The sequence below is a fragment of the Candidatus Epulonipiscium viviparus genome (assembly GCF_000171335.1).
Taxonomy (GTDB): domain Bacteria; phylum Bacillota; class Clostridia; order Lachnospirales; family Cellulosilyticaceae; genus Epulonipiscioides; species Epulonipiscioides viviparus.
The window spans coordinates 1-21,222 of sequence record NZ_ABEQ01000022.3; the positions used below are offsets into that span (position 1 = coordinate 1).

Below are 21,222 nucleotides of genomic sequence, written 5' to 3' on the forward strand. Positions count from 1 at the left end.
TTGCAATAATACAAGTGATAATATTCTTGGTATTATTCTTTAGATTCTTGGAAGTATCTGTTTTAGTGGGGTCAGCGTTATATGTATTATCGTTAATATTTATTATATATTTGATAGGAAATGATGAACCAGGAGCATATAAGGTCAGTTGGATTGTTATAATCCATTTATTACCATTATTAGGAATTTTACTTTATTTGTTATGGGGCGAAAAATCATCTTCAAAAAAATTAAACGAAAAGGTAAATGCGTCAGTTGAAGAAATAAAGAGATATTTGAAAGAAGATGATGAAACAAATAGCAGTCTCTATACAGAAAATCCGCGTGCTTAYTCTACAACAACATACTTAAAGGCAGCAACACATTATCCGGCTTTTCGTGGAACAGATGTAAAATATTTTTCACTTGGAGAACATTATTTTCATGATATGTTGGAAGAGTTAATGAAGGCAGAAAAATTTATTTTCTTGGAATACTTTATTGTATCTGAAGGATATATGTGGGGGGAAATACTTAGTAGATTAAAACAAAGAGCAGAGRCAGGCGTAAAAGTTTATATTATGTATGATGATATGGGATGTATTACGACATTACCGTGGCAATATAGAGAAGAGCTAGAGAATGTACATCCTAATATTAAGTGTGGAGTATTTAACAGAATTAAACCTATCGTAGGATTAGTCGCGAATCATCGTGACCATAGAAAAATTTTGGTTATAGATGGAAAGATAGGATTTACAGGAGGAATAAATTTAGCTGATGAATACATTAATGAAGTAGTTAGATTTGGTCATTGGAAAGACACTGGAATTAGACTTGAAGGACCTGCAGTATGGGGGTTAACTTGCTTATTTATTGAAATGTGGAATGTGGCTTCTGATATTCATTTGGTACCATCAGAGTATAAGGTAGAAACTGCATATTATGAAAATGCAGGGTTTGTGCAGCCATTTGGAGATAATCCACTTGATGATGTAACAGTGGGGCAAAATGTTTATGTGGACATAATTAACCAGGCGAAAGAAAATATTTATATAATGACACCATATTTAATTTTAGATGATATTACTAAAAATGCGCTTATTTTGGCAATTAGACGTGGAGTAGATGTAAATATTTTAACTCCGGGAATACCCGATAAAAAGGCAGTCTTTAGAATAACTCGTACAAATTATATATCATTATTAAGAGCAGGCGCAAAAGTTTATGAATATACTGAAGGATTTTTGCATGCCAAATCTATTGTTGCAGATGGAACTATAGGAATGATAGGTACAATTAATTTGGATTATAGAAGTTTATATTTAAATTTTGAGTGTGGCGTATATATGTATAATAATCCAGCAATTACGGCGCTCGAAGATGATAAAAAGCAGACTATTGCCGTAAGTAAGAGAGTGGAATTAGAAGATGTGGAATTAGGGCTTGGAGGACGTGCGATAAATGCGATCTTAATGATATTTGCACCGTTTATGTAAAAAAGGGTTTGTGAAAAATTAAATAAGGCGTTGACTTATCGCTGAATAGTTCTTATAATTTAGGAGCTAGGAGGCGATTTTTTAATGTATAAAATACTTGAAAAACAGAGATTAAGTGAGCAAGTTGTACGTATGAAAATTGACGCACCCAATGTTGCGAAGAAAGCATTAGCAGGTCAATTTATTATTTTGAGAGTTGATGAAGATGGTGAAAGAATACCACTGACTGTTGCTGACTATGATAGAGGGGCTGGTACAGTTTCTATTATTTTTCAAGAAGTTGGATATACTACTATAAAACTTGGTAAAAAAGAAGAAGGAGAATATATTCAGGACTTTGTTGGACCTCTTGGAATAGCMTCTGAAGTGGAGGAGTATAAAGGCAAGAGAGTTTGCGTAATTGGCGGAGGTTTGGGCTGTGCAATTGCCTATCCTCAAGCAAAGGCTTTCTATGAAGCAGGAGCAATTGTTGATGTTATTGCTGGTTTTAGAAATAAGGATCTTGTTATTTTAGAAAAAGAAATGGGCGCATGTTCAAAAAAACTTACTATTATAACAGATGATGGTTCTAATGGCAAAAAAGGGCTTGTGACGGATGTATTAAAAGAAGAAATAGAAAGTGGTGCACAGTATGATTTAGTGATTGCTATTGGACCGCTTGTTATGATGAAATTTGTATCCTTAGCAACAAAGCCATATGGAATTAAAACCATTGTAAGTATGAATTCAACTATGGTAGATGGCACTGGAATGTGTGGTTGCTGCAGACTGACTGTTGATAATAAAACTAAATTTGCTTGTGTTGATGGGCCAGATTTTGATGGTCACTTAGTGGATTTTGATGAAACTATTAGAAAGTCTAGAATGTATCACGACCATGAAAGAAGTCAATGTAGTTTGGAGGGATTTAAAAATGCCTAATATGTCAAAAGTAAAAGTGCCAATGCCTGAACAAGCGCCAGACATTAGAAACAAAAACTTTGCAGAAGTTACTTTGGGATATACAGATAAGGACGCTTTAGAAGAAGCTGATAGATGTTTAAATTGCAAACATAAGCCGTGTATGAAGGGATGTCCTGTTAATGTACAAATTCCAGAATTTATTTCTGCTATTAAGGCTGGAGAATTTAAAAAAGCAAATGATATTATAAAAGAAACCTCTTCTTTGCCAGCTGTGTGCGGACGTGTGTGCCCTCAAGAATCTCAATGTGAAAAGTATTGTGTACGTGGAATTAAAAATGAGCCTGTGGGAATTGGTAGATTGGAGAGATTTGCAGCGGATTGGGCGATGGAAAATTTTGCCGAAAAGTCTCAAAAACCGGCAGCAAATGGACATAAAGTAGCGGTTGTTGGAGCAGGACCAGCAGGATTAACCTGTGCGGGAGACCTTGCTTTAATGGGTTATGATGTTACAATATTTGAAGCTTTCCATGTTGCAGGTGGAGTTTTGATGTATGGAATTCCGGAATTTAGACTTCCGAAAGCATTAGTTCAAAAGGAAATCAATAGCCTAAAAGAATTAGGTGTGAAAATTGTTACAAACTTTGTTGTAGGAAAATCGGAAACCATTGATGACTTATTAGCAGATGGATATGAAGCGGTGTTTGTAGGTTCTGGTGCAGGACTTCCTAAATTTATGAATTTGCCTGGCGAAAATTTAAATGGAGTTTATTCTGCAAATGAATATTTAACTCGTATCAACTTGATGAAAGCGTATGAAGATGGTGCAGCAACTCCTATTTATCATGCAAAGAATGTAGCTGTCTTTGGCGGAGGTAATGTCGCGATGGATGCAGCTCGCTCAGCCAAGAGAATGGGTGCAGAAAATGTTTATATCGTATATCGTAGATCTGAAAATGAATTGCCAGCTAGAGCAGAAGAAGTTCATCATGCTAAAGAAGAAGGAATTATATTTAAAATATTATCTAATCCTAATGAAATTATTGGCGATGAAAATTTCTGGGTTAAGGCTATCAAATGTGATACGATGGAGCTTGGCGAGCCAGATGAAAGCGGAAGGCGTTCTCCAGTGAAAGTTCCAAACGCAGAATTTATATTGGATGTTGATTGCGTAATTGTATCTATTGGAACATCTCCAAATCCAATCATTCCAAGCTCAACACCAGATTTAACGACTAACCGATGGGGTTGCGTTGTAGCTGATGATGCGGGAATAACTGAGAAGCCGGGAGTTTTTGCTGGTGGGGATGTTGTAACAGGAGCAGCGACAGTGATTTTAGCTATGGGTGCAGGTAAAAATGCAGCTGCAGCTATGGATGAATATATTAAAAAACGATAAAAAAAAGGTGCCGCAATTAATTTTGTAGCACCTTTTTATATTTAACGTGTAGTATATTCTTTAACTATTTCAGCAAGATCAATACCAGTTAAGCTTTCAACGACTTCTGGTACTTGTGCGATGATGTTTGTAAGACCTTTGGTAAACTTGGCAGAAGCGCCGGTGGAGTTGTCACCGCCATTGTCTATTATAACCATTTTCTCGGTTTGAGCAAGAGGTTTCGCAATGTTGGCAGCAATCTCCGGAAGGTTGTTAGCAATGATTTCTACGATGATAGCGTTGCCGTATTCTTTATAAACATCAGCTTTTTCGCGAAGTGCTTCAACTTCGGCTTTGAGTGCTTCGGCTTCGGCTTGGCCTTTTGCTTTGATCGCAGCGGCTTCGGCTTTACCAATTTCCTCGATTTTTAATGCCTGAGCTTTGGCTTCTAGTTCGAGAGCGGTGGCCCTACCAGCAGCTTCGAGTTCAATCTTTTTCTGCTCAGCATATGCTTTTTGCTCTTCGATATATCTTTGAGCTTCGGCTTCTTTTTCGGCTTTATATTTTTCGGCATCGGCTTGCTTTTTGATATTTACATCGAGTTCTTGCTCTTTGCGAAGCGCATTTTGTTTTGTAACTTCTGTTTGCTTGATAGCTTCTAGCAATTTAGCAGATTGTTCAGTTTCTATTACTTGTTTTTGAACAATATTTGTTTCGATATCGTAGGCTTTATCGGTTTTTGCTTTGGCTTTAAACTGCTCCTCTTTATACAGCTGCAACTTAATTTCCTTTTCTTTTTCGGCTTCGGCAACTTGAGTTTCTGCCATTAATTGGGCCTGCTTACCTAAGCGGTTGCTTTCTGCAGTCTTTTCTAGCTCTTCTCTTTGGGCCTCTGCCTTTGCAATTTCAGCATTTTTATGTACGTCTGCTATACGCTTGGCACCTAATGCTTGCAAATAGCCATTTTTATCTGTAATATCTCGGAGCGTGAATGTAATGAGTTGAAGCCCCATTTTAGTTAGCTCAGAGCTTGCAACAGATTCGACTTCGGATGTAAATTTTTCTCTATCTTGGTATATATCTTCTAAAGTCATCTTAGAAACAATTTCTCGCAACTTACCTTCTAGAACATCCTTGGTAGTAGACTTGATGTTGTCAATAGTACTCTGAAGCTTACCAGTATTAAATTGTTCCACTGCTGTAAGTATACTTTGCTTATCATTTTTAATCTTAATAATAGCAACACCATCTGTTGATAACGGAACCCCTGTAATATCTAGTGAATCGGTTGTATTTACATCAAGGTTCATATCTTCTAGCGAGATGCGGTCAATTTGTTCTAATATTGGGATAACTATGGTTCCTTTGCCACTAATAACTCTCTGTTTAACACCTGTAATTACAAATGCTTTATCAATAGGAGCTTTTTTCCACATACTTAAGATTAGTACAACAATGGCAACGATAATTGCAATTTCAATAAAATGCATATTAATTCCCCCTTTATAAATAATATTAAAATAAATCAGAATTTTTGTCAATAGGAGCATGTTTTTTACTTTGCGTGTATATATTCAAAAAAAATTTGTTTAATAATGTAAGTGTTTGACAATACTATATTATAAAATTGAAAAGAGGTTACAAGATGTATAAATTAGTCGAGCATTATTATCAAATGTCGCTAAGTCGAAGAATACTGTTTTGGATTGTAGAATGGGTATTTTTTGCACCAATAGCATATTTGTGGTTGATGGTGCTTCATGCTTATGATGAATGAAGAGCTCTTGTAGAATTGATGCTGCAATCTTTAGGTATTTTGAGATAAAAAAGAGGAACTGCAAGGGGGCAGTTCCAGGGGAATATTACTTATTTTCAAAATCAAAGTGAAATTGTAAATCGTTGACAATATCAACATCAGCATTTGGCATTGCAAATTTTAGTGTTAATGTTGTGGTTGCTTCTAATGGTTTATCGGCCATAAAAGTTAAAGAATCAGATGGAACGACAATATCGATATTTTTAAATGAGTTGGGGTTATTTGTGAGATGAACAGTTACATTAGTTTCTTCTAGACTATTTTTTAGAAAATATCCTTCTTGAAATTTCAAGTTTAAGCTTACGATGCTTCCCTCTTCAATATTGTCGATGGTGGTAAATTCGAGTACTGGGGCAGCTGCAGAACTACTCTTAATTATATCTCCTAATCCATCTATCAGAATAATCGGCGTGCCATTATTTGCCAAATTTACCAAAGAATGCGTATCATCAAGCTTTGCAGTAGGATTGGTAACCGGAATTTCTCTCATAGTGTTGGGTACAGGAAGAGCAACCGGGAGGCTAAAATCTTCGGTGGTCATCACTTGGTCTGCAGATGAAAATGCGTCTGGAAGAACCATTTTATAAAATCCAGATGCATAGGACGATGCCCACATCACGTTGGGGTCAATAGGGTCAAACATTACTTCTGTAGTTTTATTTGAATTGCCTATTCCGTTATTGATTTTAACCCAGCTTGCTCCTCCGTCGGTTGTCATAAATAATCCTTGGTTTAGGCCATTGATAGCAGTGGAGCCGCCCATTGTTACAACCATTCTATTTTCGTCTTTAGGATCTACGGTAGTATCAATGATGTATGCACCAGAAAATCCGTGAGTCCAAGTTGAGCCGTTGTCATCGCTATACCACATCCCACCTTTGCAAGTTGCTGGAGTTCCTGCTGCAAAGCCAGTAGAAATTACGATTCTGCCACTAGGCGCAACGGTGATGTCGTTGACAGAGTTTACTCCTGCTGGAAGTGGCATTTTGGTCCAATTTTCTGCCTCATCTATAGATTTATATAATCCACCATCTGCACCCATCGATGCTGCATAAAGAGTTTCATGATCCGTAGAGAAAGCAACAGCGTTAATGTTTGCAGGTGTAGCGTCGATACCATTGTTTGCAACAGCCCAGGTGACGCCACCGTCCGTAGTTTTATATACACCGCGTTGCTCGGCTTTGAGAGTAAGTTTTGACGCAACGTCGTTTATAGTTTTTACAGGCACGGCAAAGTACATGGTATTAGGGTCGTTTTTGTCAATGATTAAAGTATAGGCTTTGATAGAGTCTGACATAGGTACATCGAAAACTTTGGAGAGGCTTTCCCAGTCTTTGCCACCGTTTGTGGATTTGACAAATTCGCCGCGGTGTCCTAGTCTATCTACCAATGCGTATACTGTATTGGGGTCATGAGGATGAAATGCCACCGCTGCGCCAGGACAGGATACTTGATTTTCGAAGTCGATTCGTTCCATTGGCACTGCTTTTGTATCGATGTGAGAATAATCTACAGTGTCATTAAGCTTCCAAAGTCCTGTTTCGCCAGATACAAAATACACATCATTGGTGACAGGTTGCGTAAGTACATATTTTCCAGGAACATTGCTATTGCCTCGACCGATCCAGATGTCGTGGTCAACTTCCACAGAATCTACCTGTGCCCAGGTTCTGCCTCCATCTTTAGAGACGATTCTAGATTTAAATACGTGAGTAATGAGTGTTTTGCCATCGGGACTGATTGCCAAATATTGATACGCAAGCATAGGATATTGCCCATCAAACATCCAAGACCAGTCTTCCTCACCACCAACATCAACATTTCGAGTAGTGAGGTCAACATCATCTGGTGCATATTGTGACGACCAATACTCTGCATCTTCTTGGTAACCAGACCCAATTCTGGTAGAAATAAACCAATTTTTACCACCGTCTTCCGAAATCCAAATTCCTTCGGGCTCGATGCTATTTTCCTTGCGGCCACAGTTTACTGCATATAAAATATTAGGATTTACAGGGTTAATTTCGACTTCTCGAAAGCTTGGGAGTATTGCGTCAGGAACTTTGATGTTTGGTAAGTTGCTTTTGCCAAACCAGTTGCCTATTCCGGTTTGAAACCCTTGTTGAGAACCCTTTCCATTAGCATCTTTAAAGTTGGTATAGTCAACCATCATCCCGTCGTTTAAAGATTCCCATGTTTTTCCTTCGTCCACACTTTTAAAAACGCCGCCACTAGTGTGAGACACGTTGCCCTCATCATCCAAATCCCAAATTGTAAGAGTGGCAGTAACCAAAGTTACTTGATCTGTCGCTTCGTCATAGTGAAAGGCCAAATCTCGTATATGCGTGTCGCCAGTAATAGGATCTGCAAGTCCATCGTTGATGGGTTCATAAGATGCTCCACCGTTATGGCTGATGAAATTTCCGTGAGAGGTCGCAACATATAAGGTATCGCGTTGCTTAGGGTGAATGAAGATTTGTCCGATTTCTGCTTGTCGTGGGAGCCCCTCAAAAGTATTGGTCCAAGTAACTCCGCCATCAGTAGATTTATAAATTATGCCTTGAACCGCGCCATTGCTCGCACCGGTTTTATAGCGTTGTTTGCTAGTGCGAGGATCTTTATTTTTCCAAAATCCACCTGATCCGGCATAGATAATGTCATGGTTAGTTGGGTCAATAGTGAGTGCAGAAAGAGAAACTTTTTGGCTGTATATATGAGGAAACTTATCTTCTGCAAATGGACGCCAGTTCTTTCCTTTATCATATGTAACAAATAACCCATTTTCATTTGCAGCAAGACCATAATTCTCATCTTGAAGCGAAAATTTCATCTGATAAGTTTGTGATAATGCGGTCAGTCCACCATTGGCATCTTCATCAGAAATGGTTTCCCACGTATCAACGCTTGTCATGCCATCTCGTGACATATAAGAAGTATCCATGTTTTGCGATATGTAGACATAATTTGGATCAGTGGGATGGAAGAATGATGAGTCGGCACCACCTTGTGACCCTGCCGCGATCTGAATCCATTCGATATCTTCTGTGGAGTTGATGCGTCTGGTAACCAAGTCTTGTTCAAATTGCAATGTACCAGAAGTGACAGAGCCAGTAGTGATAGAAGTTTTTTCCGTAGCAAAGGCGGGAATTGAGATTGTTGCTGATGTCGCGGCTGCAAGAATGCAAGCAGTAAGTTTTTGTGATAATTTCATAAAAAGCTCCTTTTCGAATTTATTTTGAACTAGTACACAGTCAAATTATATCATATATTTTAAATGCTTGACAATATTATAACTTAATGGTGTACTAGAAATTTTGAAATAGTTTGCCGCTGTAGTAGAAGTTACTACAAAATATTATTTGAGCAAAGCTTCGATGGGAAGCCCTTTAATATCATAGTCTTCGGTAGTCATTATCTTATTAGCAGATGAAAATCCATCCGGAAGAATCAGTTTATAAAAGCCTGATGCATATGAAGAAGCCCACATAAATGCTAGTGTCCAGCTGACTCCTTCGTCAGCGCTATAATACATTCCGCCTGCGCACTCAGAAGCTGTTGCAGAAGCAAAACCGGTGGAAATAATTAGGCGACCTTTTGGCGTGACCGAAACATCGTTGATAGAATTTACTCCTGGTGGAAGTGGCATTTTAATCCAGTTTCTTGCTTCATCGGTGGATTTATATAGCCCCCCATCTGCCCCCATTGCAGCAGAATAAATTGTATGGTGGTCGTTTGAAAAAGCAACAGCGTTGATTGCTTTACTAGGGAGCGCAAAATACATAGTGGTAGGATTATTTTTATCGATGATTAGTGTATACGCTTTTATCGCATCAGACATAGGCACATCAAAGAGTTGGCATAAGCATTCCCAATCAGTGCCGCCAGTGGTAGATCGTACAAATTGCCCGCGATGATTAAGTCGGTCAACTACGGCATAAACAGTGTTGTGATCATGAGGATGAAATGCCACCGCTGCGCCAGGGCAGGATACTTGATTTTTGTAATCGATGCGCTCCATTGGAATCGCCTTGGTGTTTAGATGCTGATTATTTTACTGCAAAGCTAAACACAAAGTCAGTTAGCGGATCGATAGTGCCCTCCGGCATAATGAAGTCAAATGCCACAAATTTGCCAGAAGCGCCGACTGGCTGAGCACCGTTGAAAGTATATGCGTTGGTAGATGGAGTGATGGAGAGCCCTTTTGGACTGGTTAGGGTGATCTCAAGTTTAGGAGTTCCAACGCCGCCTTTGATAGCATAAGATGTGAACATTGATATTTTTAGAGTGATTTTATCGCCAGCCTTTATGGTTGATGCCGGCGTGATGTTTTTGCCATTTGCTTGCAGTTGAACAGTCATAGATGAAGGAAGATCGCCGTTAGCATTTACAAGTTTGCCTTTCAAAGCTGGAGCATATACAGTGCTTTTAATTAGGAAAGAAGAGGCAGAAGTGTCAGTTTTTCCAGGAGTAATGTTGATTATAGGGAATGCGGTAGTGAATCCAGTAGCGGAACCTTTTGGCATAACAATGTCTCCAACGCTAAATTTATAGGAAAAATCATTTAATAAATCGAGATCGCTATCAGGCATTATAAACTGAAATTTTATAACTTGGTTTGCGCCAAGAGGAGCTGCATCAGTAAAAGTGATAGTGCCTACGTTTTGGGTAATATTAACATTTTTATTGGAAGCCGGATTGTTCCCAATAGCAATGTTTATGTTAGTAGCACCAACGCCATCTTTGATGTAGAAGCCATCTGAAAATTGTACTTTCATTGTTACCAGCGTGCCAGCAGGAATACCTTTTAAGTCCATTGTATCTGCAGGAACGGTTTTTCCATCAGCATCGACATACATCGAGATGCCGCCAGGAAGAGTTCCTTTGGCAGCCATCAATATTCCATCTAGGTCTTTTTTATACAGAGGATTATTGAGAGATACGAATGGCAAACCACCTTGAGTTTTTGAAGGGCGCACACCGATTAAAGTATGAGGAGCACCCAGAGGCGTCGTGGCAACAGCGGGAGCGGCGGCGAAAGTTGGGATTGAAGCACCGAGTAATGCGTTAACGGCAATAAGACTTGCGATAAATTTTTTCATAGATAAAGCCTCCTTAATAATTTAATAAGATTGTTGTGTAACAGCTGTGGGGGTAGCAGAAGTGAAGATAGAAATATGTATGATAGAAATGATTGTAAGAATTTCTGCTGTTTAGTAATTAGTATTAAAATTTTTAATATTATAGTTGATTTTAATAGTATTTTGCCATAGCTGCTGAAAATAAATAGAGGATCGTTTCAAATGTAAAAATTTACAAATGAATTTATTGTAATTATAATTTATGAGGTATAATTTGTAAAGAGATATTTGAATTATTTTTATAAATAAGAACAATTTTAGTAAAAAGTTAAAAATAACATAATGTAGTGATGTTGATAAATAAATCGTTCTTTGTAACATAAAGTTGTTTTAGATGTATTAATTTGTTATAAAAATAACATATTGTATATGTATATTTAATATGTTATATTGAAAATATATTAAAATTTGGAAGGGGAAATGACGATGTTAAAAAAAATTATTGTAGCACCAATATTAATTGGATTGCTTACAGCTTGTGGAGGAACACAAACAGAGATTGTAAGAGAGAGAGGTGATATATATACGCCTGTTGGAACATATCCTGTGGTGAAAGAAGGTGAGACAGATTCATTTTCAGTTTTTGCTCCATTGCGAACAAGCGTAACTACATATGATCCAGAAATTAATCAATTTTCGAAACGGCTGGAAGAACTCACAGGCGTAACATTAGAATATACTGAGCCCACTTCGATAGATAAAAGACAAAAATTTAACATAATGATGACAGGTGGAGACTATACCGATGTAATCTTGGATATGTGGTTGGCTCCGTCTGAATTGTGGCATTGTTAAAATTGGGGTCTAATCCAGAGATTGCTATAGCGGGGGCAATTCCTGCGGGATCTACATCGGTGTTTTGTAGTACTGTTAATGTGGATCGATGGACGCAATATATACCGATAGCTCCTCTTACGGGGCCAGCAGGGGTGAAGTCGGCACATATAGTACCTGATTTTGGTGGATCTACGATGACGATAACAAATGCTTGTGAGAACCCAGAAGTGGTAATGCGTGTATTCGATTATATGTTTACTGAGCAAGGCGCACTGAAAATGATATTGGGAATGAAAGGTGCGGGCGGCTACGACGATGCGCCAAAAGGTGCGGTAAACTATATTGGAGAACCTGCAAAGTATATACGAAACGATCAAGATGCAATTCAAGATATAAGTTGGAATAGAATGGGATCGGACTACCAACCGCCTGATTATGACTTATGGTTTGCGGCACTTGAAAACCCGGATGAAGATATTGAGAGAATTTTATATATTTCATCGATAGAAGACTATATTCCCTATGGGCAAGACCCTGAAAAAATTTTGCTAAATTTGTCTCAAACAACAGAAGAATCAAGACGTATTGTGGATATTACAGCACTGTTAGATTCATATCTAGAGCAAGCAATGATTGATTTTATTATAGGCAATAAAAATGTGGATGAAGATTGGGAGGAATACTTAGCAGATATTGAAAAATATGGTATATATGAACTTGCGGCAATAAAACAGGCTGCATATGACAGAAAATAAATAATGATCGAAAAGAGACGCCATAAGAGCGTCTTTTTTATTTTAGTCAACTTTTTGCATAAGTTTTTTAGCAGAAGCTTTTTTTTGTAGTTGAATAAAATATTGATCAATAGATGTGGGAGAGAATAGTTCTTTGCGAATATTTTCTATTTGAATACTTTCATCATATGTAGTCTTTTTTATCATAGTTTTACACATCTCTAACACCTCCTTGTGTTATATAAATATGATTTATGACAGCACTACTATACTATTTAAGAAACTAATAAATTCCAAAGTTTGTTATCTGGTGTAAGTACCTGAATTTTGTTATTGAGAATATCAGTACCTGCTATTGATTTTAGTGAATGATGAATTATTATGGTTTTGAGGTTATAACATCCAGCAAATACGTTATTGCCAACGCTGGAAATGGCTTCAGGAAGTATGAACTTCTCTAGGGTGAGACAATCATTAAAAGCTTTTTCGTCAATTGTAAGCATACCTTTAGGTAATTCAATAAAAACAAGTTTGTGGCAACCAGAAAAGGCCTCTTTACCTATTTCATGAGCATTAGGTGGAATTTCTACATTTACCAAATTATTACAATTATAAAACATAAAATCACTAATACGGAATATTCCTTTGGGAAGAATAACATTTTCGAGACTACTGCATCCCCAAAACATTCCAGAGGCTAGAACGACAATCTGTTCTGGAAGATCGATGTGCTTTAGGCTACTGCATCTACTAAAAGCGCCTGTGCCAATGTGAGTGATGTTTGGAGAAAGCTCGATTTTGTGTAAACTGCTACAAAAATCGAAGGCAAATTTACCAATACTAACGATACTATCGGGAAGTATTATTTCTGTTACATTGGTACACTTATAAAAAGCTTTTTCGGCAATAAAAGTGACTCCTTCTGGAACTTTGACTTTTGCATCATCGCCAATATATTTAATTAATACTTTATTTACAATATAAAATTGTCGTGTATTATAATTCAATATATTAACTATGGGTTCTTCATCTTTTGTAAGAGAAAATTTTGCATATACAAAACATTCAATAGCTTTTTGTGCTAGATCTGGTTGCCACATAAATTCATTTACAAGATGTTTTTGTATTTGAGCAATAGAATCTTTGTCATCAGCAGATTTAACCTGAAGCCCTACTGCGGCCGCGACCCCCAGTTCTATTGCCCATAGTAACATTTTTACATCTGAATTATTTAGTTTATCTTGTATCAAATGTTTGAATTGTGGTTTATTTACATAAATTGTTTCTCCATATGTTAGATAAATTTGTTTTAAAGTCTCTGCAGTTTCATTCATAATTTTATACCTCCTAATATTTAAATGCGTAAAAATATTTTATATTAATTTATCGTTTTAAACAAGTATAAAAATAAACAAATGAATGAATCTGATAAAATAATTTGAAAAACATACAGAAGGCTTATTTATTTGGGATCATTGTAATATTTTTTTGTAGCGATAGCGTCAGGTAAGTATTGTTGTTCTACGTAATTTCCTTCATATGAATGAGGGTATTTATAATCAATACCTCTGCTGAGAGCTTCTGATCCTTTATAATGTGTGTCCTTTAGATGGTTAGGAACTTGTCCGATATCAATGGTTTGGACATCAGCGATGGCGGCATTAATTCCCGCATAGGAGGCATTGCTTTTTTTTGAAGTCGCTATATAGGTTGCAGCCTGAGCTAAAATTATTTTACTTTCGGGCATACCTACTCGTTCTGCAGCGAGCATTGCGTTTGTTGCTAAAATTAGAGCCATAGGATCGGCATTGCCAACGTCTTCGCTTGCACAAATCATGATTCTTCTAGCAATGAACTTTATGTCTTCGCCGGATTCTAACATTCTGGCTAAATAATGAAGTGTCGCATTTGCATCAGAGCCACGCATACTTTTAATAAACGCAGAAATTACATCATAATGGTTGTCACCTTTTTTGTCATAGTTTAAAAATTTTTTTTGCATGCATTCACTGGCAACTTGGGCGGTTATATTAATTTTTCCATCCGCACTGCGTTCTGTAGTAAGTGTCGCTAATTCAAGAGCATTTAAAGCTGCGCGAGCATCACCAGCTGCATGTGTCGCAATGAATTCTGCGGCTTGGTCAGTAAGTATGGCATTATATACTCCCAGTCCTTTGTCTGTATCTGTAATAGCRCGCTGTAAAATTGTTATAATATTTTCATTGGTAAGAGAATGTAACTCAAAAATTAATGAACGAGATAGCAGAGCACGATTGACTTCAAAATAAGGATTTTCAGTCGTTGCCCCTATTAAAATGATGGTGCCGTCTTCTGCGTAAGGAAGCAATGCATCTTGTTGAGCTTTATTAAATCGATGTATTTCGTCTATAAATATAATAGTATGTTTACTAGAAGTTGCTAATGAATCTTTTGCGTTTTGAACTAATCTGAGAATATCGGCTTTTCCGCTAGTAGTAGCATTTAATGTTTCAAAGTGCGATGTAGTAGTTTTAGCAATAACTTTAGCAATAGTAGTTTTTCCAGATCCTGGGGGACCATAAAAAATCATAGATTGTAATTTATCGGCGGTAATGGCACGATGTAGTAGTTTTCCTTTTGCTAAAATATGTTCTTGGCCAACGATCTGGGCAAGAGCAACAGGTCGCAATTTTAAAGCAAGTGGTGAATCAATATTTTTTGTTCCTATATAATCAAATAAATCCATAATTAATTCCTCATCTATAAGTCAAGTTACATAAGAGAGTATGGACAAATTGAAAAGATAATATACAAAATTGCTTGAAAAATTTATTGCTGTTTGATAAACTGTTTAAAATATAAAAAAGAAGAGGATTTTACAAATGAAAAAAGAACTTACAAAAATGCAACAGATAGAAAGAAGTCTGATTACAACATATAAAAAAACAATTTGGTCTAAATTTGTGAAAGCAATTAATGAGTATCAACTTATAAAAGATGGAGATAAAATTGCTGTGTGTATTTCAGGGGGGAAAGATTCATTCGTGTTAGCAAAATGTATGCAAGAGCTTCTCCGTCATGGTCGTAACAATTTTGAATTAGTATTTTTGGTAATGGATCCAGGATATTCAAATCAAAATAGAGAACTTATAATAGAAAATGCAAAATTGATGGGCATTCCTATTCAGATGTTTGAAAGTCCGATATTCACTGTAGTTGCAGATGTAGGTGGAAATCCTTGTTATTTGTGTGCAAGAATGAGACGAGGATATCTGTATAAAGAGGCGCAGCAGCTTGGGTGTAATAAGATTGCACTAGGGCATCATTTTGACGATGTTATAGAAACAACTTTGATGAATATGTTATATAGTGGCGAAATAAAAACGATGATGCCAAAATTGAAAAGTTTAAATTTTAAGCCAATGGAATTGATACGTCCACTATATATGGTTAAGGAAAAAGATATATTGGCATTTAAGGATTATAATAAACTGATGTTTTTGCAATGTGCGTGCCTTATGACTGAGAAAATTGCTAATGATAATGTGGATTCGAAGAGACAAGAAATGAAAAAATTGATTCAAAATTTCAGAAAAATTAATCCTCATATTGATAGAAATATTTTTCAAAGTATGCATAATATAAATCTAGATACAGTGCTTGGAACTAGAACGAACGGAAACGTTAAATCTTTTTTAGATAATTACTAAACAGATGTAATAAATGACATATTTTGGGGAATACTCTTTCAAAGAAATCAACTTAATGCCCCAATAAATTAAATGGATAATACGTGTGTGTACTTGATTTTATGATATATTTTTGATAATATACTAAAGAATTTAAATTATTATAAAGGGAGCTTAATATGAAATTTTTAGTTGATTTACACACTCATACGCTTTCAAGTGGACATGCGTACAGTACATTCGATGAAAATGCTAAATTCGCAAAAGAAAATGGAATAGAACTATTAGGAATCTCAGATCATGCACCAACAATGCCAGGTGGTGCTCATCTATATCATTTTACAAATGCAAAAGTCATTCCGCAAGAAGTATATGGGATGAAAGTTTTGCGTGGTGTAGAATTAAACATTATTGATTATAATGGTACGGTTGATTTAGCAGATAGTATAATAAAAAGCTTAGATTATTCTATAGCAAGCTTACATCCGCCATGTATAAATTTTGCAGATATAAAAAGTGTGACATATGCAGTTTTAGAAGCCATGCAAAATCCTCTRRTTAATATMATTGGACATCCTGGAGATCAGCGATATCCACAAGATTTATACGAGCTTGCTAGAATGTCAAAAATGACCAATACATTGTTAGAAGTGAATAATGCGTCACTAGATGCATCTTGTTTAAGAGTGGGAGTTAGAGAAAGTTTGATAGAGCTGCTACACTATTGTAATGATTTCGATATGCCTATTATAGCAAATACTGATGCACACATTTGTTATGAGGTGGGTAATTTTGARAAGACGGTTTCTTTTTTAGAGGAAATTCAATTTCCAAAAGAATTAATATTAAATTTATATCCGGATAAGGTGCTAGAATTTTTAGAACTAAAGAAATAATTATGAGGTAAAAATGAATAAGGAAAAAAAGCTAATTAAAGACTTGTATAAYGCAATATTGAAACTTAAAACTATAGAGGAATGTGATTTATTTTTTAAAGATTTATGCACCCCTAATGAACTAAATGCATTTGCTCAAAGATTGGAAGTTGCAAGATTGTTATTACAAAATAAGACATATGTAGAAATACAACAAGTTACAAATGCTTCCACTACCACGATAAGTCGAGTAAATCGCACTATCGTGGATGGGGCGAAAGGTTATGAGTCACTATTATAAAATATATTTTACAAATATTTAAGGAGAACAAATGAATTTAAATGATAGGCAAAAAAAGGCTGTTCAGCATGTGAACGGCCCGCTTTTAATACTGGCTGGAGCAGGATCCGGAAAAACTAGAGTGCTAACTCAAAGAATAGCAAATTTGATTGAAAACCATCAGGTGCAACCTTGGGAAATATTGGCAATAACATTTACCAATAAGGCAGCTGCGGAGATGAGAGAAAGAATGACTAATGATGTGGGAGAAGATGTGCTTAAAAATATGTGGATTAGCACATTTCATTCCATGTGTGTACGAATATTGAGAAGATTTGGTGAAAGTATAGGCTATACCAAATATTTTACGATCTATGATAGTGCAGAACAAAAAATTACTATAAAAGATGTAATGAAAGAAATGAATATAAATGAAAAAGAGTTTCAGGTAGGAGCAGTTTTTTCACACATAAGTAGTAAGAAAAATCAATTTATTTTACCAAGACAGGCACTGAAAGAAAGCGAGGGAAATTTTCGAGAACATATTATAGCTAAAATTTATGACGCATATCAAGATAAGTTATACGAAAATAATGTAATGGATTTTGATGACTTATTAGTAAATGTGTGTATTTTATTTAATAATCATCCAGATGTGTTAAGTTTTTATCAAAATAAATTTAAATATATTTTGGTAGATGAATATCAGGATACAAATTGTGTGCAGTATGAATTAATAAGGCAGCTTGCTGACAAACATAAAAACTTATGTGTAGTGGGTGATGATGATCAAAGTATATATGGATGGAGAGGGGCAGATATAAGTAATATTCTAGAATTTGAAAAAGATTTTGAGAATACAACAATAATAAAATTAGAACAAAACTATCGTTCTACAAAAAATATATTAGAAGCTGCAAATGCAGTTGTTAAAAATAATGAAAATAGAAAACCTAAGGTGCTTTTTACAGATAATGAAACAGGTGAGCAAATTGAGTTATATGTTGTAAAAAATGAATATCGTGAAGCAGATGTTATTGCAGCTCAAATATCTAAGGATTTAAGCGAATATAGAAGAGATTATAAAGACTTTGCAATATTATATAGAACAAATGCACAATCAAGAGTTTTAGAAGAAAAGATGATACAAAGTTCGATACCATATAGAATGTTGGGTGGAGTGAGATTTTATGAGCGTAAAGAAATAAAAGATTTAGTTTCATATTTAAAAATTATAGTTAATGTACAAGATGATGTTGCGGCTAGAAGAATTATAAATATTCCAAAGCGAGGAATTGGAGCGGCAAGTATTGATAAAATTCAGCAAGCAGCAAATGATTATCAAGTAAATTTTTATGAAGTAGCAAAAAATATTAGACAATTTGGAATTTTAGGAAAAACTGCGACTGAAAAAGTTTCAGTCTTTGCGAATTTAATAGAAGAATTAAAAGAATTGGCACAAGAAGAAAATATTCTGGCATTATTGCAAGCTATTATAGTAAAAACAGATTATAATAATTTTTTAAAGGAAACTGAGCCAGAAGATGCCGCAGATAGGATTTTGAATGTTCGAGAATTTGTTTCAAAGGCTGCCGCATATGTACAATCGAATGAAGAAGCAAATCTGAATAATTTTTTGGAAGAGATTACATTGGTAGCAGATGTGGATAATTATGACCAAAATAGTAATGCTGTAGTGTTAATGACACTGCATAGTTCAAAAGGTTTGGAGTTTCCAGTGGTGTTTATGCCAGGGTTGGAAGAAGGGTTATTTCCGAGCCATATGAGCGCATCTGATGAAGATAAAACAAAGTTGGAAGAAGAGCGACGTCTTTGTTATGTGGGAATAACTAGAGCTAGAGAAAAATTATATATTTTACAAGCTGAAGAACGAATGACATATGGACAAATTAAAGCAGTGGAGCCATCGAGATTTATAGCGGAACTTCCAGCTGAGGTAATAAGAATTAATAAAGTGTTTGCGTCAAAAAAATATGCTAAAAAAAATAATTATGAACCTACGAAAAAATCGGATATTGAGTTCAAAATCTGGAATCCACATAAAAAAATGGAATCAACCATAATAGAGGATTTTGTGACAGGAGATATAGTAATGCATCGTATGTTTGGTAAAGGTACGGTGATCGAGAAAATGAAGAAGAAAGAGGACATTTTTGTAACTATAAAATTTGAATCTGGAGAATTTAAAAAGCTTAATACTAAATTTGCCAAATTACAGAAGGTGTAAAATGAATAAGTTAGCAAGGATGAAAGAATTAGTAACGCTATTAGACAAGGCAAATTTTGCGTATGAGCAAGAAGATACAGAAATCATGTCTAACTTAGAGTATGATAAATTAGTTGTAGAATTGGAAGAACTAGAAAAAGAACTGGGTATAATTTATGGAAATAGTGTGACTCAAAAAATTGGGCACACTGTTAGTAATGAATTGGTAACAAAGAGCCATGATACTTCGATATTATCTCTTGATAAGACAAAAAAAATTGATATATTGCAAAACTTTTTAGGCAATGAAGAAGGATTACTCTCTTATAAATTAGATGGGTTGACAGTGGTAATTAAGTATGATAATGGCAATTTAATAGAGGCAGTAACAAGAGGCGATGGCCAAGTTGGAGAAGATGTAACAGCAAACGCAAAAACTTTTAGGAATCTACCTCTTAAAATAAAATATAAAGATAAATTGACCATTAGAGGGGAAGCAATTATCACAAACTCTAATTTTGCAAGAATTAATATGGTAGAAGATAACAAATATAAGAATCCGCGAAATTTATGTAGTGGAAGTGTAAGGCAACTCGATTCTAGTGTAACAGCAAAAAGAAACATAGATTTTATTTGTTTTGCTGTAATGAAATGTGATAAAAATTTTGTTACAAAAAAAGAAATGTTAAAATTTTTAAAACAGCAAGGATTTGCTGTCGTGGAAGCAGAAGTAGTGACTGATAAAACTCTAAAAACAGTGGTTGAAAAATTTACAGCTAATATAACGAATAAAGACTTTCAAGCAGATGGATTGGTTTTGTCTTTTAATGATATAGCATATAGCAAATCATTAGGAGTAACCTCAAAGTTCCCTAAGGATTCTATGGCATATAAATGGAAGGATATACAAAAAGAAACAATTCTTGAAGCAATAGAATGGAACACATCTAGAACAGGAAAAATAAATCCAGTAGCTGTTTTTGCAGCTGTTGATTTGGAAGGAACAACTGTAACACATGCAAGTATTCATAATATTTCTATGGTAGAAGAATTAAAATTAGGATTAGGGGACAGAATAATAGTTTATAAGGCAAATATGATTATTCCACAGATTTTGGAAAATTTATCTCAAACGGGACCGGTTGCTATTCCAAATGTGTGTAGTAAATGTGGTGGAAATACTATAATTAAACAAGAGAAAGAAACTAAAACCTTATATTGCGGTAATCCGAATTGTCTAGAAAAACAACTTAAACAATTAGTACATTTTGTATCAAGGAATGCAATGGATATAAAAGGGCTTTCAGAAGCAATATTAGAAAAGTTACCTATTAATGATGTAAGTGAAATTTATAGTATAGAGAAATATAAAGATGAAATTATTTCTATGAGAGGATTTGGTGAAAAATCTTATACAAAGCTAGTTAAATCGATTGATAAATCTAGAAAAGTAGCTTTGCATAGATTTGTGACAGCCTTAGGAATACCTCAAGTAGGAGTAGAAAATGCAAAATTAATATGTAAATATTTTRTGGATAATTTAGATGCAATTCGTGCAGCATCTGAAGAAGAGTTGCACGATATTGAAGGAATTGGATCTTTGATAGCTAAAGAGATTTATCGATATTTTAATAATGAAGAAAATAAACAATTAATAGACAAATTATTGATGGAAATAAAATTTGAACAAAAGGAAACTAATTCATCGAGTTCTTTAGATGGCAAAATATTTGCGATTACAGGTAAATTAAATTATTTTGAAAATAGGCAAGCTTTACAGAAAAAAATTGAACAATGTGGTGGAAAAGTTAGTGAATCTATTAGCAGCAAAACTAGTTATTTGATTAATAACGAAATAAATTCAACATCTAAAAAAAATAGTAAAGCACACGAGCTATCAATACCAATTATAAGTGAAGAAGATTTTGTTAAAATGTTATAARTAGTTATG

General features: G+C 35.2%; 18 protein-coding genes. 11 read left to right on the plus strand and 7 right to left on the minus strand.

Going from position 1 to position 21,222, the window contains the following annotated elements; genetic code table 11:
• The 3 genes from cls to gltA form a co-directional block, all read left to right on the plus strand.
• Nucleotides 1-1,478 (plus strand): cardiolipin synthase (gene cls / locus EPU_RS04505; RefSeq protein ID WP_029488022.1); only part of this gene is annotated, 1,478 nt, incomplete at its 5' end.
• An 84-nt stretch (nt 1,479-1,562) separates the two neighbouring features.
• Entirely contained in the window at nt 1,563-2,399 is an 837-nt protein-coding gene (locus tag EPU_RS04510; RefSeq protein WP_010167171.1) for a sulfide/dihydroorotate dehydrogenase-like FAD/NAD-binding protein, read from the plus strand.
• Nucleotides 2,392-3,777 (plus strand): NADPH-dependent glutamate synthase, encoded by a 1,386-nt coding sequence (gltA, locus tag EPU_RS04515; RefSeq protein ID WP_010167173.1) that lies wholly within the window; start codon nt 2,392-2,394, stop codon nt 3,775-3,777. The genes EPU_RS04510 and gltA overlap by 8 nt, the downstream gene beginning before the upstream one ends.
• A gap of 41 nt (nt 3,778-3,818) precedes the next feature.
• Here gltA and EPU_RS04520 read toward each other — a convergent pair whose 3' ends face one another.
• On the minus strand, nt 3,819-5,246 hold the full coding sequence (locus EPU_RS04520; protein WP_010167174.1) for a flotillin family protein: 1,428 nt from the start codon (nt 5,244-5,246) through the stop codon (nt 3,819-3,821).
• Between the two features lie 155 nt (nt 5,247-5,401).
• Here EPU_RS04520 and EPU_RS14400 point away from each other — a divergent pair, with 155 nt between their 5' ends.
• Nucleotides 5,402-5,533: a hypothetical protein gene (locus EPU_RS14400; protein WP_010167175.1), complete on the plus strand. Its 132-nt coding sequence runs from the start codon at nt 5,402-5,404 to the stop codon at nt 5,531-5,533.
• Between the two features lie 85 nt (nt 5,534-5,618).
• On the opposite strand, the gene EPU_RS04530 is transcribed toward EPU_RS14400, so the two are convergent.
• The 3 genes from EPU_RS04530 to EPU_RS04540 all read right to left on the minus strand — a co-directional run bounded on the left by EPU_RS04530 (nt 5,619) and on the right by EPU_RS04540 (nt 10,671).
• Entirely contained in the window at nt 5,619-8,783 is a 3,165-nt protein-coding gene (locus EPU_RS04530) for a beta propeller repeat protein (protein ID WP_010167176.1), read from the minus strand.
• Between the two features lie 144 nt (nt 8,784-8,927).
• Nucleotides 8,928-9,590: a WD40/YVTN/BNR-like repeat-containing protein gene (locus tag EPU_RS04535; RefSeq protein WP_010167178.1), complete on the minus strand. Its 663-nt coding sequence runs from the start codon at nt 9,588-9,590 to the stop codon at nt 8,928-8,930.
• A 28-nt stretch (nt 9,591-9,618) separates the two neighbouring features.
• Complete coding sequence (locus EPU_RS04540) at nt 9,619-10,671, minus strand: hypothetical protein (RefSeq protein WP_029488023.1); 1,053 nt, start codon at nt 10,669-10,671, stop codon at nt 9,619-9,621.
• Between the two features lie 465 nt (nt 10,672-11,136).
• On the opposite strand from EPU_RS04540, the gene EPU_RS13570 reads away from it, so the two are divergent.
• The gene (locus EPU_RS13570) at nt 11,137-11,505 is read left to right on the plus strand and encodes a hypothetical protein (RefSeq protein ID WP_010167179.1); all 369 of its coding nucleotides are present in this window, start codon (nt 11,137-11,139) and stop codon (nt 11,503-11,505) included.
• The gene (locus tag EPU_RS04550; RefSeq protein WP_010167180.1) at nt 11,493-12,242 is read left to right on the plus strand and encodes a type 2 periplasmic-binding domain-containing protein; all 750 of its coding nucleotides are present in this window, start codon (nt 11,493-11,495) and stop codon (nt 12,240-12,242) included. The genes EPU_RS13570 and EPU_RS04550 overlap by 13 nt, the downstream gene beginning before the upstream one ends.
• A gap of 42 nt (nt 12,243-12,284) precedes the next feature.
• On the opposite strand, the gene EPU_RS13575 is transcribed toward EPU_RS04550, so the two are convergent.
• The 3 genes from EPU_RS13575 to EPU_RS04565 form a co-directional block, all read right to left on the minus strand.
• On the minus strand, nt 12,285-12,440 hold the full coding sequence (locus EPU_RS13575; protein ID WP_010167182.1) for a hypothetical protein: 156 nt from the start codon (nt 12,438-12,440) through the stop codon (nt 12,285-12,287).
• A gap of 56 nt (nt 12,441-12,496) precedes the next feature.
• Entirely contained in the window at nt 12,497-13,555 is a 1,059-nt protein-coding gene (locus EPU_RS04560) for a leucine-rich repeat domain-containing protein (RefSeq protein ID WP_010167184.1), read from the minus strand.
• A gap of 128 nt (nt 13,556-13,683) precedes the next feature.
• Nucleotides 13,684-14,946: a replication-associated recombination protein A gene (locus EPU_RS04565; RefSeq protein WP_010167186.1), complete on the minus strand. Its 1,263-nt coding sequence runs from the start codon at nt 14,944-14,946 to the stop codon at nt 13,684-13,686.
• 136 nt (nt 14,947-15,082) lie between these two features.
• Here EPU_RS04565 and EPU_RS04570 point away from each other — a divergent pair, with 136 nt between their 5' ends.
• The 5 genes from EPU_RS04570 (at nt 15,083) to ligA (ending at nt 21,213) form a co-directional block, all read left to right on the plus strand.
• Nucleotides 15,083-15,910 (plus strand): tRNA lysidine(34) synthetase, encoded by an 828-nt coding sequence (locus tag EPU_RS04570; protein ID WP_010167188.1) that lies wholly within the window; start codon nt 15,083-15,085, stop codon nt 15,908-15,910.
• Nucleotides 15,911-16,068: 158 nt separating this feature from the next.
• Nucleotides 16,069-16,785: a phosphatase gene (locus tag EPU_RS04575; protein ID WP_029488025.1), complete on the plus strand. Its 717-nt coding sequence runs from the start codon at nt 16,069-16,071 to the stop codon at nt 16,783-16,785.
• 13 nt (nt 16,786-16,798) lie between these two features.
• Nucleotides 16,799-17,065 (plus strand): YerC/YecD family TrpR-related protein, encoded by a 267-nt coding sequence (locus EPU_RS04580; protein ID WP_029488026.1) that lies wholly within the window; start codon nt 16,799-16,801, stop codon nt 17,063-17,065.
• Between the two features lie 31 nt (nt 17,066-17,096).
• Nucleotides 17,097-19,292 (plus strand): ATP-dependent helicase, encoded by a 2,196-nt coding sequence (locus tag EPU_RS04585; RefSeq protein WP_010167192.1) that lies wholly within the window; start codon nt 17,097-17,099, stop codon nt 19,290-19,292.
• A 1-nt stretch (nt 19,293) separates the two neighbouring features.
• Nucleotides 19,294-21,213 carry an NAD-dependent DNA ligase LigA gene (gene ligA / locus EPU_RS04590; protein ID WP_010167193.1) on the plus strand — a complete coding sequence of 640 codons (1,920 nt, stop codon included), beginning with the start codon at nt 19,294-19,296 and terminating at the stop codon, nt 21,211-21,213.
• The last annotated feature ends 9 nt before the right edge of the window (nt 21,214-21,222 follow it).

Coding starts and splice junctions, on each gene's coding strand:
- gltA (WP_010167173.1), top strand. CDS start 2,392: ATGCCTAATATGTCAAAAGTAAAAGTGCCAATGCCTGAACAAGCGCCA.
- EPU_RS04520 (WP_010167174.1), bottom strand. CDS start 5,246: ATGCATTTTATTGAAATTGCAATTATCGTTGCCATTGTTGTACTAATC.
- EPU_RS14400 (WP_010167175.1), top strand. CDS start 5,402: ATGTATAAATTAGTCGAGCATTATTATCAAATGTCGCTAAGTCGAAGA.
- EPU_RS04530 (WP_010167176.1), bottom strand. CDS start 8,783: ATGAAATTATCACAAAAACTTACTGCTTGCATTCTTGCAGCCGCGACA.
- EPU_RS04535 (WP_010167178.1), bottom strand. CDS start 9,590: ATGGAGCGCATCGATTACAAAAATCAAGTATCCTGCCCTGGCGCAGCG.
- EPU_RS04540 (WP_029488023.1), bottom strand. CDS start 10,671: ATGAAAAAATTTATCGCAAGTCTTATTGCCGTTAACGCATTACTCGGT.
- EPU_RS13570 (WP_010167179.1), top strand. CDS start 11,137: ATGTTAAAAAAAATTATTGTAGCACCAATATTAATTGGATTGCTTACA.
- EPU_RS13575 (WP_010167182.1), bottom strand. CDS start 12,440: ATGTGTAAAACTATGATAAAAAAGACTACATATGATGAAAGTATTCAA.
- EPU_RS04560 (WP_010167184.1), bottom strand. CDS start 13,555: ATGAATGAAACTGCAGAGACTTTAAAACAAATTTATCTAACATATGGA.
- EPU_RS04570 (WP_010167188.1), top strand. CDS start 15,083: ATGAAAAAAGAACTTACAAAAATGCAACAGATAGAAAGAAGTCTGATT.
- EPU_RS04585 (WP_010167192.1), top strand. CDS start 17,097: ATGAATTTAAATGATAGGCAAAAAAAGGCTGTTCAGCATGTGAACGGC.